Raw genomic sequence first — 14,062 nt, forward strand, 5'->3', positions numbered from 1 at the left:
GGTCACGGGCGGTCAGACACCCCATGTCGTTTGATGTCAAGCGGCATGGAGGTGTGCGTGGTGCGACCAGGCGGTCGCTTCGTCGTAGAGGGTGCGGGTCTTGAGGCATCCGTGGAGGATGCCGACGAGGCGGTTGCCGAGCTGGCGCAGGGCGGGGTTGTAGCCGGTCTCGCGGGCGCGCTGTTTGTCGTAGTAGCGGCGGGCGCCGGGCGAGGCGCGCAGGGCTGAGAACGCCTGGGTCTGCAGCGCGTCGGCGAGGCGGTTGTTGCGGACGTAGCGGGCCTGGACGGTGTGGCTCTTGCCGGAGGCCCGGGTGATGGGGCTGGTGCCGGCGTAGTTCTTGCGGGCTTTGGCGGATGCGTAGCGGGTGGGGTCGTCTCCGAACTCGGCGAGCACCCGGGCGCCGGTGATCTCCGCGATGCCGGGCATCGAGAGGTAGATCTCAGCGTCCGGGTGCGTTCGAAAATGGGCCTTCACCTGCTCCTCCATTGCGGCTATCTGCTCGTTCAGCGCGATGATCAGATGGGCGTGGGCGGTGGCGGTGGCCGCGTAAGCGGCGGTGACCGGCTCGGGCAGGCCGAGCTGCCGTTGGCGCAGCGCGGTCTGGATCGTGGCCGCTTTGGCGTCCCGGTTGCGTCGGCGGGCGCGGGCCAGGACGGCCGTGATCTGGGTGCGGGTCAGCTTCGCCCCGGCTGCCGGGGCGGGCGCCTTGATCAGCAGTTCCAGTGCGTCCGTGCTGGTCAGGGCCAGGTCGGCGTAGGCGTTCAGGGCAGCGGGGAAGTACTCCCGCAGCGTGCTGCGCAGCCGCTGGAAGGCGCGGGTGCGTTCCCAGATCAGGGTCTGGTGGGCGCGGGCGACGACCTTGACGGCCTGGGCCTGGGCGCTGTCCCCGGCCACCGGCCGCAGTTGGGCCCGGTCGATGCGGACCATGTCGGCCAGCGCGTGTGCGTCGCCCTTGTCGCTTTTGGCGCCGGAGGAGGCGTACCGCTCCTTGAACCGGGCCACCTGCCGGGGATTGATCGCATAGACCTGGTAACCGGAGGCGATCAGGGCCTGCACCCATGAGCCGCGGTCGGTCTCGATCCCGACCACGACCTCGGCGGCATCAAGGTCCCCACCGCCGTGCTCGGCGACGAGCTCGTGCAGCTTGGCGATCCCCTCCACGCCCTCGGACAACCTCGCGGCGGCCAGTTTCCGGCCGGTCTCGTCCTGGACCTCGACATCGTGGTGGTCTTCGGCCCAGTCATCGCCGATCAGCAGCACTCGTCCTCCTGGTCAGGTACTTCGCTCCTTGCAGCCTGCGGAAAGCGCGGCACGCGGCCTAATGGATCCAGTGCTCACACCCCACTGGGCGGGCACGCCACCCCATCAGCGGTCTGGCCTCCCGGCCGACCAGCAGGGGCACGGTCTGACCTCAGAAGTCGGACGGCTTCCGGCGGCGGGAGTGCTCACCTGCTGGCGGCTACGGCTACCGAGTCTCTACGACCCGGCAGCTCCCATTAGGCGGCGGCGACGGTGTCGTCGTCGCCGGTGTAGTAGGCGTGGAAGAGCTCTTCGAGGTCCTGCTCGTCGGCGTGCAGCCGGGTCACGGTGTGCCGGGCGGCCGCCTTGACCAGGGCGTCGGGGCTTCCGTCCACGCGGCAGGTGAGGACGCAGCCGCTCCCGGAGGGCTCCACCTCGGCCTCGGCGACGCCGGGCAGGGCCGCGAACTCGGCGCCCGCGACCGGGGCGGCGAAGCCGATCCGGACGCGCAGGGACGAGCGGGCCCGCAGGCCGGCGACGGTGTCGGTGGCGACGAGGCGTCCCTGGCGGATGATGGCGACCCGGTCGGCGACGGCCTCCACCTCGCTCATGATGTGGCTGGACATGAACACCGTCCGCCCGGCGTCGCGGGCCTCGGCGACCATCTCCAGGAACGTGTGCTGCACCAGCGGGTCCAGACCGGAGGTGGGCTCGTCCAGGATCAGCAGTTCGGGGTCGTGCATGAACGCCTGGACCAGGCCGACCTTCTGCCGGTTGCCCTTGGACAGGCTCCTGACGCGGGCCGCCAGGTCCAGTTCCAGCCGTTCGGCCAGCTCGGCGATCCTGCGGGCGGGGACGCCGCCGCGCAGGCGGCCCAGGAACGCCAGGCACTCTCCGGCGCGCTGGCGGCCGTCGGCGACGAAGTCTCCGGGCAGGTAGCCGACGCGCCGGTGCAGCTCCACCGCGTCGGAGCGCGGGTCCAGGCCGAGCACCCGGGCCGTGCCGGAGGTGGGGCGGATCAGGTCCAGCATCAGCCGGATCGTGGTGGACTTCCCGGCGCCGTTGGGGCCCAGGCAGCCGAGCACCTCGCCGGCGCCGACCCGCAGGGACAGGCCCGACAGGCCGCGCCGGGCGCCGTAGTTCTTGGTGAGCTCGGTCAGCTCGATCGCCGTGTGCATGGCTCGAAAGTATCAGAACTTTCAAAGATTTCTGAAGACTTTGAACTGTTAGACTTCCGCGGAGATCGCGAGCAGAGGGAGCGCCGTGGCAGACACCGGAGAGGCCGCCGAGCGGATGGCGCTGACCCTGTCGCAGGGGGGTCTGCAGAAGGCGACCGCGCGGGTCCTGGCGGCGCTGATGTTCGCCGACGCCGACAGCGTCACGGCGCCCGAACTCGCCGAACGGCTCTCCATCAGCTCCGGGTCGGTGTCCGGGGCCGTCAAGATGCTCTCCACCGTCGGGCTGATCGAGCGCGTCCCCGCCCCGGGCAGCCGCCGGGAGCACTACCGGCTCCGCGAGGGCGCCTGGGCCACGCTGATGTCCACGCAGAACGGGTTGATCCAGGCCATGTTCGAGGCCGCCGACCATGGCATCGCCGCCGCCGGCCGCGACAGCCTCGCCGCGCGCCGCCTGGAGGAGATGCGCGACTTCTACGGCTTCATGTTCCGCGAGATGCCCGCCCTGGTCGACCGCTGGCGCGCCGATTACCCCCGCCGGCGGGCGGAGGGCGGGCGGTAACCCGGTACGGGGAACGCGTTCTCGGCGACGCTCGGATCCGACGGCGTTAAGGACGCGTTAAGCGCGGGGTCGCGCGCGCTAAGAACGCGTCAACGGCTCGGGGAGATTTCCGAAAAGTGCCGTTTACTTCCTGATGCACCCCCAAAGCGGGTGCGGGTGCGACGAGCACCCGGCGCTCCACGGCGGCCGCGCGCCGCCCCCCAAGGAATCGAGCAATGTCAGATCTGGCGTTCATCCTGCTGACGGTGGCGGTCTTCGCCCTGTTCGCGCTGGTCGTGAAGGCGGTCGAGCGACTGTGACCGCAGAGAACGGAGTCGGCCTGGCGCTGGCCGTGCTGCTGGTCGCCTTCCTGGTCGCGGCCCTTCTTTTCCCGGAGCGTTTCTAGTGAACCCGACGGTCGCCGGGGTCCTTTTCCTCGGCTCTCTCGTGCTCGCCCTCGTCCTGACGCACAGGCCATTGGGCGACTATATGCACCGGGTCTATTCCGGGACCCGGCATTCGCGTGCGGAGCGCGTGCTCTACCGGCTGGCGGGGGTCGATCCCGAGGCCGAGCAGAGATGGGGCGTCTACGCGCGCAGCGTCCTGGCCTTCTCCGTCGTCAGCGTGCTGTTCCTCTACGGCTTCCAGCGGGTGCAGAACCACCTGCTTCTCGGCCTGGGATTCGACCCCGTCAAGCCCGACCAGGCCTGGAACACCGCCGTCAGCTTCGTGACCAACACGAACTGGCAGTCCTACGCGGGCGAGTCGACGATGGGCCACCTGGTGCAGATGGCGGGGCTGGCGGTGCAGAACTTCGTCTCGGCCGCCGTGGGCATGGCCGTGGCCGTCGCGCTGGTGCGCGGATTCGCGCGCCGCAGGAGCGAGCAACTCGGCAACTTCTGGGTCGACCTGACCAGGGGATCGCTGCGGATCCTGCTGCCCATCGCCTTCGTCGGCGCCGTCATGCTGGTGTCGGGCGGGCTGGTGCAGAACTTCTGGGATCCCGCCCACCACACGGTGGACACGATCGCCGGGGGCGCCCAGACGCTGACGGGCGGGCCGGTGGCGTCCCAGGAAGCGATCAAGGAACTCGGGACGAACGGCGGCGGCTTCACCAACGCCAACTCCGCGCACCCCTTCGAGAACGCGGCGTCGTGGACGAACTGGCTGGAGATCTTCCTGATCCTGGTCATCCCGTTCGCGCTCACCCGGACCTTCGGCCGCATGGTGGGCCAGCCGCGGCAGGGCTACGCGATCGCCGCGGTGATGGGGCTCCTCGCCCTGGTGAGCGTCTCGCTCACGATGATCTTCCAGGGACTGCACCACGGCACGGTGCCCACCGCGGTCGGCGGGGCGACGGAGGGCACGGAAGCGCGTTTCGGGGTGCTGAACTCCGCGGTGTTCGCCGCGGCGACCACGCTGACGTCGACCGGCGCCGTGGACTCCTTCCACGACTCCTACACGAGCCTCGGCGGCATGATGACGCTGGTCAACATGATGCTGGGCGAGGTGGCGCCCGGCGGCGTCGGCTCGGGCCTGTACGGGATGCTGGTGCTCGCCGTGATCACGGTGTTCGTGGCGGGGCTGATGGTGGGCCGCACGCCCGAGTACCTGGGCAAGAGGATCGGCTCGCGGGAGATCAAGTTCGCCGCGCTGTACTTCCTGGTCACGCCCGCGCTCGTGCTGGCCGGGAGCGCCGCGGCGACGGCGACCGGGAGCGGCCGCGCGGGCCTGCTGAACTCCGGGCCGCACGGGCTGTCGGAGATCCTCTACGCCTTCACGTCCGCGTCCAACAACAACGGCTCGGCGTTCGCCGGCCTCACCGTCAACACGGTCTGGTACGACACGGCGCTGGGCCTCTGCATGGCCTTCGGCCGGTTCCTGCCGATCATCTTCGTGCTGGCCCTGGCCGGCTCGCTGGCCCGCCAGGGGCACACCCCCGAATCGGACGGCACCCTGCCCACGCACCGGCCCCAGTTCGTCGGGCTGGTCGCGGGCGTCACCGTCGTCCTCGTCGCGCTCACGTTCCTGCCCGCGCTCGCGCTCGGGCCCCTGGCAGAAGGAATCCACTGATGGCCACGACCCAGACCGAGCGGGCGCCCGCGCAGTCACCCGTCCCCGAACCCCCGGGCCGCGTCCGGGGCGGCCTGCTCGACCCGCGGCAGATGCTGAGGTCCCTGCCGGACGCGGTCCGGAAACTGGACCCCCGGACGCTGTGGCGGAACCCGGTGATGCTGATCGTCGAGATCGGCGCCGTGTGGTCCACGGTTCTGGCGGCCACCGACCCGACCTGGTTCGCCTGGCTGGTCGTCGTCTGGCTGTGGCTCACGGTGGTCTTCGCCAACCTGGCCGAGGCGGTGGCCGAGGGCCGCGGCAAGGCCCAGGCGGACACGCTCCGGCGGGCCAGGCGGGACATGACGGCCCGGCGCCTGGTCGGCTGGCGGCCCGGAGCCGCGGACGCGCGGGAGGAACCGGTCCCCGCGCCCCGGCTCGCGCCGGGCGACATCGTGGTCGTCGAGGCCGGGCAGACCATCCCCGCCGACGGGGACGTGGTCGAGGGCATCGCGAGCGTGGACGAGTCGGCGATCACGGGGGAGTCGGCGCCGGTGATCCGGGAGTCCGGCGGCGACCGCAGCGCGGTGACCGGCGGCACCCGGGTGCTGTCGGACCGCATCGTGGTGCGGGTGACGCAGAAGCCCGGCGAGAGCTTCATCGACCGGATGATCGCGCTGGTGGAGGGGTCGAGCCGGCAGCGGACGCCGAACGAGATCGCGCTGAACATCCTGCTCGCGGCGCTCACGATCGTCTTCCTGCTCGCCACCGCGACGCTGCAACCACTGGCGATCTACTCGAAGGACACCAACCCCGGTGTGCCGGATTCGCCGGCTCTGGATGCTCATGGGGTCACCGGGATCGTGCTGGTGTCGCTGCTGGTGTGTTTGATTCCGACGACGATCGGGGCGTTGTTGTCGGCGATCGGTATCGCGGGGATGGATCGGCTGGTGCAGCGCAACGTGCTGGCGATGTCGGGGCGTGCGGTGGAGGCCGCGGGCGACGTCAACACCCTGCTCTTGGACAAGACCGGCACCATCACCCTCGGCAACCGGCAGGCGGCGGAGTTCCTCCCGCTCGCCGAGGTGCCGGAGGAGGAACTGGCCGACGCGGCGCAACTGGCCAGCCTCGCCGACGAGACGCCCGAGGGCAGGTCGGTCGTCGTCCTGGCCAAGCAGCGGTACGGACTCCGCGAGCGCACGCCCGGGGAGCTCTCCCACGCCGAGTGGGTGCCGTTCACCGCCCAGACCCGCATGTCGGGCGTCGACCTGGACGAGGGGGCGGGGCGGTCGCTGCGCAAGGGCGCGGCCGGCGCGGTCAGCGACTGGGTCCGGCGGCGGGGAGGCGCCGTGCCCCCGATGCTCGGCCAGATCGTGGACGGCATCTCCGCCTCCGGCGGGACACCGCTCGTGGTCGGTGAGTCCGCCGGCGGGGGAGCGCGCGTCCTCGGAGTGATCCACCTCAAGGACGTGGTCAAGCAGGGCATGCGGGAGCGGTTCGCCGCGATGCGGGCGATGGGCATCCGCACCGTCATGATCACCGGCGACAATCCGCTGACCGCCAGGGCGATCGCCGACGAGGCCGGCGTGGACGACTTCCTCGCCGAGGCCCGGCCCGAGGACAAGCTCGCCCTGATCAAGAAGGAGCAGGAGGGCGGACGCCTCGTGGCCATGACGGGCGACGGCACGAACGACGCCCCCGCCCTCGCCCAGGCCGACGTCGGGGTCGCCATGAACACCGGCACCTCCGCCGCCAAGGAGGCCGGGAACATGGTCGACCTGGACTCCGACCCGACCAAGCTGATCGAGATCGTCCAGATCGGCAAGCAACTGCTGATCACGCGCGGCGCGCTGACCACGTTCTCCATCGCCAACGACATCGCCAAGTACTTCGCGATCATCCCGGCGCTGTTCGTGACGCTCTTCCCCGGCCTGGACGCCCTCAACGTCATGCGGCTGTCCAGCCCGCAGTCGGCGATCCTGTCGGCGGTGGTGTTCAACGCGCTGATCATCGTCGCGCTGATCCCGCTGGCGCTGCGCGGCGTGACGTACAAGCCGAGCAACGCCTCCAGGCTGCTGTCGCGCAACCTCGGCGTCTACGGCCTCGGCGGCATCGTCGCCCCGTTCGCCGGCATCAAGCTCATCGATCTCATCGTCCAGTTCCTTCCGGGGATGTCCTGACATGCGTATGCCAACCTGGATCCGCCGCCACGTGGCCGCGCTCCGAGCGCTGCTGGTGCTCACCGCCGTGCTCGGCGTCGCCTACCCGCTCGCCGTCTTCGCGGTCGCCCAGATCCCGGGGCTCAAGAGCCGGGCCGACGGGAGCGTCGTGAAGACCGCCGACGGCCGCACGGCCGGCAGCGCCCTCATCGGCCAGGCGTTCACCGGAAAGGACGGGAACCCGCTCAGGCAGTACTTCCAGAGCCGCCCCTCCGCGGCCGGCGACGGGTACGACCCGACCTCGACGGCCGCGAGCAACCTCGGGCCCGAGGACGTCCTCGACACCCTCGCCGACCCCGCCGCGGGCGTCGAGGGGGAGCAGAGCCTGCTCACCCAGGTCTGCTCCCGGAGCAAGGCCGTCGGCGACCTGGAGGGCGTGGACGGCCGCCGGCCGTACTGCACGCCGGACGGGGCGGGCGCGGTGCTCAAGGTGTTCGGAGCGCGGGCCGCCGACGGGACCATCCCCAAGCCCACCAGGGTCGTCAGCGCCAACCAGGCCTGCCCCGCCGCGCCCTTCACCGCCGCCTACAGGGGAGTCCGGGTCGAGTGCGCCAGGCCGGGCGAGGACCTCGCCTCCGGCCTGACCGTCCCGGTCAGGGGGGACGCGCCCGCGAAGCCGCGGGTGCCGGCCGACGCCGTCACCGCGAGCGGCAGCGGCCTGGACCCGCACATCACGCCCGCCTACGCGAAGCTCCAGGCGCCGCGGGTCGCCAGGGCGCGCGGCGTCTCCGAGGCGCGGGTGCTGGCGGCCGTGCGGCACAACCGGACCGCCCGCGCGCTCGGGTTCATGGGGGAGCCGGTGGTGAACGTCGTCCGGCTCAACCTGGAACTGGACCGCGACCACCCGTACCGGGCACAGGGGGACTGATCATGACGCGCGGGCGGCTCCGCGTCTATCTGGGGGCCGCCCCGGGCGTGGGCAAGACGTACGCGATGCTCGCCGAGGCGCACCGGCGCCGGGCCCGCGGAACCGACGTCGTGGTGGGGTACGCCGAGACGCACGGCCGCCCCCTGACCGTCGAGCGGCTCGCCGGGCTGGAGACGCTTCCGCGCGCGACGGTCGAGTACCGCGGGACGGCCTTCACCGAACTCGACACCGCGGCCGTGGTCGCCCGCCGCCCGCAGGTGGTGCTCGTCGACGAGCTGGCGCACACCAACGTGCCCGGCTCCCGCCACGCCAAGCGCTGGCAGGACGTCGAGGAGATCCTGGAGGCCGGGATCGACGTCGTCTCCACCGTCAACGTGCAGCACCTGGAGTCGGTGAACGACGTCGTCGAGCAGATCACCGGCGTGCCGCAGCGCGAGACCGTCCCGGACGAGGTCGTGCGCCGCGCCGACCAGGTCGAACTCGTCGACATGGCGCCGGAGGCGCTGCGCCGCAGGATGGCGCACGGCAACGTGTACGCCCCCGAGAAGGTCGATGCCGCGCTCGGCAACTACTTCCGCGTCGGGAACCTGACCGCCCTGCGCGAGCTGGCGCTGCTGTGGCTGGCCGACAAGGTCGACGACCAGCTCGACCGGTACCGCGCCGACCACGAGATCCACGGCACCTGGGAGGCCCGGGAACGCGTCGTCGTCGCCCTCACCGGCGGACCCGAGGGCGACACCCTGATCCGCCGCGCCGCCCGCATCGCCGACCGCACCAAGGGCGCCGACCTGCTGGCCGTGCACGTCCTCCCCAGCGACGGCCTCACCGGCGCCGACCCCGCGCACCTCGTGCGGCAGAGGGCGCTCGTGGAGAACCTCGGCGGCGCCTACCACCAGGTCGTCGGCGCGAACGTGCCGGACGCGCTGCTGGACTTCGCCCGCGGCGTCAACGCCACCCAGCTGGTGCTGGGCGCCTCCCGCCGGGGGCGGTTCGCCCAGATGTTCTCCCGGGGGGTCGGGGTGACGACGACGGCCCACTCCGGCCCCATCGACGTCCACCTGGTCACGCACGAGGAGGTCAGCAAGGGGCGCCGGGCCCGGCCGCCTCGCGGGGGGCTCACCCGCCGGCGGCGCACCGCGGGTTTCGTGCTGGCCGCCGCGCTCCTCCCCCTGCTCACCCTGGTCCTCCACCATCTGCAGGGGGAGTTCTCCCTGCCCAGCGACATCCTGCTGTTCCTCGTCCTGGTGATCGGGGTGGCGCTGGTCGGCGGCCTGTATCCCGCGGTCCTCACCGCCGTGTCCGGGTCCCTCCTGCTGAACTACTACTTCACCCCGCCGCTCGACAGGTTCACGATCTCCGAGCAGGAGAACCTGCTCGCCCTGGTGGTCTACGTCGTCGTGGCCGCCGCCGTCAGCGCCGTCGTCGACCTGAACTACCGGCGCAGCCGGGAGGCGTCCCGGACCCGGGCCGAGGCCGAGGTCCTGTCCGCCCTCGCGGGCGGGGTGCTCCGCGGCCAGAGCACGGTGCGCGACATCCTGGAGGACCTGCGGCAGACCTTCGGCCTCACGGCGGTGACCCTGCTGGAGCGCGGGCCGGAGGGCGCCGGGGCACTCGGGACGCACGGCGATCCGGACCGCTGGAGCATCGTGTCGACGGCCGGAGGCCCGCCCTGCACCGCTCCCAAGGCGGGCGAGACCGAGATCCCGATCGGCGACGACCTCGTCCTCGTGGCGCGCGGCCGGACGCCGCGGGCGGAGGACCGCCGGGTGCTGGAGGCCTTCGCGGCGCACGTCGCGGCCGCGCTGCGGCAGCAGCGGCTGTCCGCCGAGGCCGAGCGGGCGCGCCCGCTGGCCGAGGCCGACCGGATCCGCACCGCCCTGCTGGGCGCCGTCAGCCACGACCTGCGGACGCCGCTGTCCTCGGCGAAGGCGGCGGTGGACAGCCTGCGCAGCCCCGACGTCACCTGGATCGAGGATGACCGCGACGAACTGGTGGACACCGCCGCCGAGTCCCTGGCGCGGCTCGACCGGCTGGTGGCCGACCTCCTCGACATGAGCCGGCTGGAGGCCGGTGTGCTCGCCGTCCATCCGCACCCCCTGGCGGTCGAGGACGTCGTGCCCCGCGCCGTGTCCTCCCTCGACCGCCTCGACGCGACCGGCGTGCGCGTCCGGATCTCCGGAGGACTGCCCGAGGTGTCGGCCGATCCGGTCCTGCTCCAACGGGTGCTGGCGAACCTCGTCGCCAACGCCGTCCGGCACAACCCGCCGGGAGAGCCCGTCACGGTGACCGCGAGCGCCCACGCGGACCGGGTCGAGCTGCGCGTGATCGACCGCGGCCCCGGCATCCCCGTGTCCGAGAGGGACGCGGTCTTCGCGCCCTTCCAGAGGCTGGGCGATCGGGACAACGGCACCGGAGTCGGTCTCGGGCTCGCGCTGTCGCGGGGGATGACCGAGGCGATGGGCGGCACACTTCTCGCCGAGGAGACCCCCGGCGGCGGGCTGACGATGGTGGTCGCCCTGCGGGCCGGCCGGTCGCGCGAGCCGGGGCCGCGGCGAGGGGCGCCCGGCGAACGGCAAGAGCCCGCCGGGCGTTAAGAAAACGTCAATTCCTGATTCGCCGGGGCGGACCGCACAGGGGCGCTCACCAGGCTTTGCTAGATTTCGCCAGGCCCCATAAAGGGACGATTCAGGCGAGGGGGAGGCGGCGCTCGGCATGGGCAGGCGGGGCGCATGGCGCATCTATCTGGGCGCGGCGCCCGGGGTGGGCAAGACCTACGCCATGCTGAACGAGGGCCGGCGGCGCGCCGGGCGCGGCACGGACGTGGTCGTCGGAGTCGTCGAGACCCACGGGCGCTCCCGGACGGCCGAGCAGATCGGCGACCTGGAGGTCGTCCCGGCCCGCCGGACGCCCCACCAGGGGGCGTGGCCCACCGAGATGGACGTGGACGCCCTCCTGGCCCGCCGTCCCGAGGTCGCCCTGGTCGACGAACTGGCCCACGCCAACGCCCCGGGAAGCCGCAACGCCCGGCGATGGCAGGACATCGAGGAGCTCCTGCGGGCGGGCATCGACGTGATCTCGACCCTCAACGTCCAGCACCTGGAATCGCTCAGCGACGTCGTGGAGGGCATCACCGGGATCCGGCAGGGCGAGACCGTCCCGGACGCGGTCGTCCGGCGGGCGGACCAGATCGAGCTGGTCGACATGACCGCCGAGGCGCTCCGCCGGAGGCTCGCGCACGGGAACGTCCACGCGGCGGACGAGACCGGCGCCGCGCCGGCCGGCTACTTCCGGGAGGGCAACCTCACCGCCCTGCGCGAGCTGGCGCTGCTGTGGGTGGCCGACCGCGTCGACGAGGGCCTGGCCCGCTACCGCGACCAGCACGGCATCACCGAGCCCTGGGAGGCCCGCGAGCGCATCGTGGTGGCGCTCGGCGGCGGCCCGGAGGGCGACGCGCTGGTCCGGCGCGCGGCCCGCATGGGCGCCCGGGCCGGGCGCGCGGACCTCCTCGCCGTCCGGGTGGTGCGCAGCGGCGGCCTCGACGAGGGTTCCGCGGCCGCGCTCGCGCGCCAGCGCGCCCTGGTGGAGAGCATGAACGGGACGTTCCACCAGGTGGTGGGCGACGACGTGGCGACGGCGCTGCTGGAGTTCGCCCGCGGCGTCAACGCCACGCAGCTCGTCGTCGGGGCCGGGCGCCGCTCCGGCCGGCGGCGGATGCCGGGGCCCGGCATCGGGACCGCCGTGACCCGGGAGTCCGGCCACTTCGACGTCCACATCGTCGGGCACGAGCACTCCGGGAAGCGCCCCGGCGCGGCCCGCGCCGGCGGCCCGGCGCTCAGCCGCCGCCGCAGAGCGGCGGGATGGGCCCTCGCCGTCGCCGGGCCTCCCGCGCTGACCGGCCTCCTGGCCGGCACGGGCCTGGAGGTCGGTCTGGTCATCGACATCCTGTCCTACCTGGTGCTGACCGTCGGGGTCGCCCTCGCGGGAGGGCTGTGGCCGGCCGTCGCCGCCGCCGTCCTGGGCAGCCTTCTGGCCAACTGGTACTTCACCCCGCCCTTCCACACCCTCACCATCGGCGACCGCGACAACGCCCTCGCGCTGCTGATCTTCGTCGGGGTGGCGGCGGCGGTCGCCTCGGTGGTGGACCTGGCCGCGCGCCGCTCCCGGCAGGCGGCGCAGAGCGGCGCCGAGGCCGCGACGCTGAGCATGCTGGCCACGAGCGTGCTGCGCGGCGAGAAGGCGCTGCCCGCCCTGCTGGAACGGATCCGCGAGACCTTCGGCATGGCGTCGGTCGCGCTGCTGGAGAGGTCGGGCGACGGCTGGACGGTCCTCGGGTCGACCGGCGCCGACCCGTGCCCCGACCCCGACGGGGCCGACGCGCAGGCCAGGGTCGGCGAGGGCGAGGGGGCGGACGGGGGCGGCGAGACCGTGCTGGCCCTGCGCGGACGCGTCCTGCCCGCCGCGGACCGCCGGGTGCTGTCGGCCTTCGCGTCCCAGGCCGCCGCCGCGCTGGAGTGGCGGCGGCTGGCCGAGGAGGCGGGGCGGGCGCGGCGGCTCGCCGAGGGCAACCGGATCCGCACCGCCCTGCTCGCCGCGGTCTCCCACGACCTGCGCACCCCGCTGGCCTCGATCAAGGCCGGCGTGAGCAGCCTGCGCCAGACCGACGTCGACTGGGATCCGGAGGACGAGGCCGAACTGCTGGCCACCGTCGAGGAGTCGGCCGACAGGCTCGACGGCCTCATCGGCAACCTGCTCGACATGAGCCGCCTGCAGACGGGCGCCGTCTCCCCGCTGACCCAGCCGGTCTCCCTGGAGCAGGTGGTCGCGCCCGCCCTCCAGGGCGTCCCGGCCGGCCGCGTGGAGGTGGACGTCCCGGAGAGCCTTCCCCCGGTCCTGGCCGACCCCGGGCTGCTGGAACGGGCGCTGGCCAACGTGGTCGAGAACGCCGTCCGGCACGGCGCGGGCGCCGTCGTCCTGTCGGCCGGCGAGCTGCGCGCGGACCGGCGGCCCGGCCGGGTCGAGATCAGGGTCGCGGACCGCGGCCCCGGAGTGCCGGAGCCGGCCAAGGAGCAGATCTTCGCGCCGTTCCAGCGCCTCGGGGACTCCCCCCGGGGCGCCGGCGTGGGGCTGGGCCTGGCCGTGGCCCGGGGCTTCACCGAGGCGATGGGCGGCACCCTGCGGGCCGAGGACACGCCGGGAGGCGGCCTCACCATGGTCTTCGCGCTGCCGGCCGCCGGCGCGTGCGGGGACGGCTCCGCGTCCGGCGGCGAGGACGGGGGATCACCGTGACGCGCGTACTCCTCGTCGAGGACGAGCAGCAGCTCGTCCGGGCGCTGCGCATCAACCTGAGGACGCGCGGCTACGAGGTGGACGCCGCGCCCGACGGCCGCACCGCCCTGGACCTGGCCGCCCAGCGCAGGCCCGACGTGGTGGTGCTCGACCTCGGACTGCCGGACATGGACGGCGTCGAGGTGATCGAGGGGCTGCGCGGCTGGCTGAACGTGCCCATCATCGTGCTCTCCGCGCGGCACGCCTCCGAGCAGAAGGTCCGGGCCCTGGACTCCGGGGCCGACGACTACGTCACCAAGCCGTTCGGCATGGACGAGCTCCTGGCCCGCCTGCGCGCGGCGGTCCGGCGGGCCGCCCCGGCCGAGCGGGCCGCCGCCGTGGTGGAGACCGCGGACTTCACGATCGACCTGGGGGCCAAGCGGGTGACCAGGGAGGGCCGGGAGATCCGCCTGACGCCCACCGAGTGGAACATCCTGGAGGTCCTGGTCCGCCACCCCGGCGCCCTGGTCGGCCAGCGGCAGCTCCTCCACGAGGTGTGGGGCCCCGCCTACGACAAGGAGACCAACTACCTGCGCGTCTACCTCGCCCACCTGCGCCGGAAGCTGGAGCCCGACCCGGCCCGCCCCCGCCACCTGATCACCGAGCCCGGCATGGGCTACCGCTTCGAGCCCTGATCCGG

Annotated in this window: 10 protein-coding genes; 8 read left to right on the plus strand and 2 right to left on the minus strand. The window is 73.1% G+C overall.

Features of this window, described 5'->3' with window-relative positions:
- Nucleotides 1-36: 36 nt before the first annotated feature.
- Both ACQEU6_RS03950 and ACQEU6_RS03955 read right to left on the minus strand, forming a co-directional pair.
- Nucleotides 37-1,263 (minus strand): IS110 family RNA-guided transposase, encoded by a 1,227-nt coding sequence (locus ACQEU6_RS03950; protein WP_499329217.1) that lies wholly within the window; start codon nucleotides 1,261-1,263, stop codon nucleotides 37-39.
- A 236-nt stretch (nucleotides 1,264-1,499) separates the two neighbouring features.
- Nucleotides 1,500-2,420, minus strand: coding sequence for an ABC transporter ATP-binding protein (locus ACQEU6_RS03955; protein ID WP_499329218.1), 921 nt, complete (start codon nucleotides 2,418-2,420; stop codon nucleotides 1,500-1,502).
- 85 nt (nucleotides 2,421-2,505) lie between these two features.
- Here ACQEU6_RS03955 and ACQEU6_RS03960 point away from each other — a divergent pair, with 85 nt between their 5' ends.
- The 8 genes from ACQEU6_RS03960 to ACQEU6_RS03995 all read left to right on the plus strand — a co-directional run bounded on the left by ACQEU6_RS03960 (nucleotide 2,506) and on the right by ACQEU6_RS03995 (nucleotide 14,057).
- Nucleotides 2,506-2,979, plus strand: a complete 474-nt coding sequence (locus ACQEU6_RS03960; protein WP_499329219.1) for a GbsR/MarR family transcriptional regulator — start codon at nucleotides 2,506-2,508, stop codon at nucleotides 2,977-2,979.
- Between the two features lie 295 nt (nucleotides 2,980-3,274).
- A complete protein-coding gene (kdpF, locus tag ACQEU6_RS03965; protein WP_499329221.1) occupies nucleotides 3,275-3,364 on the plus strand; it encodes a K(+)-transporting ATPase subunit F in 90 nt (29 codons plus the stop codon).
- Entirely contained in the window at nucleotides 3,364-5,031 is a 1,668-nt protein-coding gene (kdpA, locus tag ACQEU6_RS03970) for a potassium-transporting ATPase subunit KdpA (RefSeq protein ID WP_499329222.1), read from the plus strand. The genes kdpF and kdpA overlap by 1 nt, the downstream gene beginning before the upstream one ends.
- Entirely contained in the window at nucleotides 5,031-7,190 is a 2,160-nt protein-coding gene (kdpB, locus tag ACQEU6_RS03975; RefSeq protein WP_499329224.1) for a potassium-transporting ATPase subunit KdpB, read from the plus strand. The genes kdpA and kdpB overlap by 1 nt, the downstream gene beginning before the upstream one ends.
- A gap of 7 nt (nucleotides 7,191-7,197) precedes the next feature.
- Entirely contained in the window at nucleotides 7,198-8,097 is a 900-nt protein-coding gene (locus ACQEU6_RS03980) for a potassium-transporting ATPase subunit C (RefSeq protein WP_499340086.1), read from the plus strand.
- Nucleotides 8,098-8,099: 2 nt separating this feature from the next.
- Complete coding sequence (locus ACQEU6_RS03985; RefSeq protein WP_499329225.1) at nucleotides 8,100-10,691, plus strand: sensor histidine kinase; 2,592 nt, start codon at nucleotides 8,100-8,102, stop codon at nucleotides 10,689-10,691.
- Between the two features lie 118 nt (nucleotides 10,692-10,809).
- Nucleotides 10,810-13,383: a sensor histidine kinase gene (locus tag ACQEU6_RS03990; protein ID WP_499329227.1), complete on the plus strand. Its 2,574-nt coding sequence runs from the start codon at nucleotides 10,810-10,812 to the stop codon at nucleotides 13,381-13,383.
- Nucleotides 13,380-14,057: a response regulator gene (locus ACQEU6_RS03995; protein WP_499329229.1), complete on the plus strand. Its 678-nt coding sequence runs from the start codon at nucleotides 13,380-13,382 to the stop codon at nucleotides 14,055-14,057. Before ACQEU6_RS03990 ends, ACQEU6_RS03995 begins: the two co-directional genes overlap by 4 nt.
- Nucleotides 14,058-14,062: the final 5 nt, after the last annotated feature.

Origin of the sequence: Spirillospora sp. CA-108201 (assembly GCF_050936235.1) — a bacterium.
GTDB lineage: Bacteria > Actinomycetota > Actinomycetes > Streptosporangiales > Streptosporangiaceae > Spirillospora.

Bases quoted from the DNA above. Each gene is read 5' to 3' on its own strand.
- kdpB (WP_499329224.1), top strand. From the start codon at position 5,031: ATGGCCACGACCCAGACCGAGCGGGCGCCCGCGCAGTCACCCGTCCCC.
- ACQEU6_RS03980 (WP_499340086.1), top strand. From the start codon at position 7,198: ATGCCAACCTGGATCCGCCGCCACGTGGCCGCGCTCCGAGCGCTGCTG.
- ACQEU6_RS03985 (WP_499329225.1), top strand. From the start codon at position 8,100: ATGACGCGCGGGCGGCTCCGCGTCTATCTGGGGGCCGCCCCGGGCGTG.
- ACQEU6_RS03955 (WP_499329218.1), bottom strand. From the start codon at position 2,420: ATGCACACGGCGATCGAGCTGACCGAGCTCACCAAGAACTACGGCGCC.
- ACQEU6_RS03990 (WP_499329227.1), top strand. From the start codon at position 10,810: ATGGGCAGGCGGGGCGCATGGCGCATCTATCTGGGCGCGGCGCCCGGG.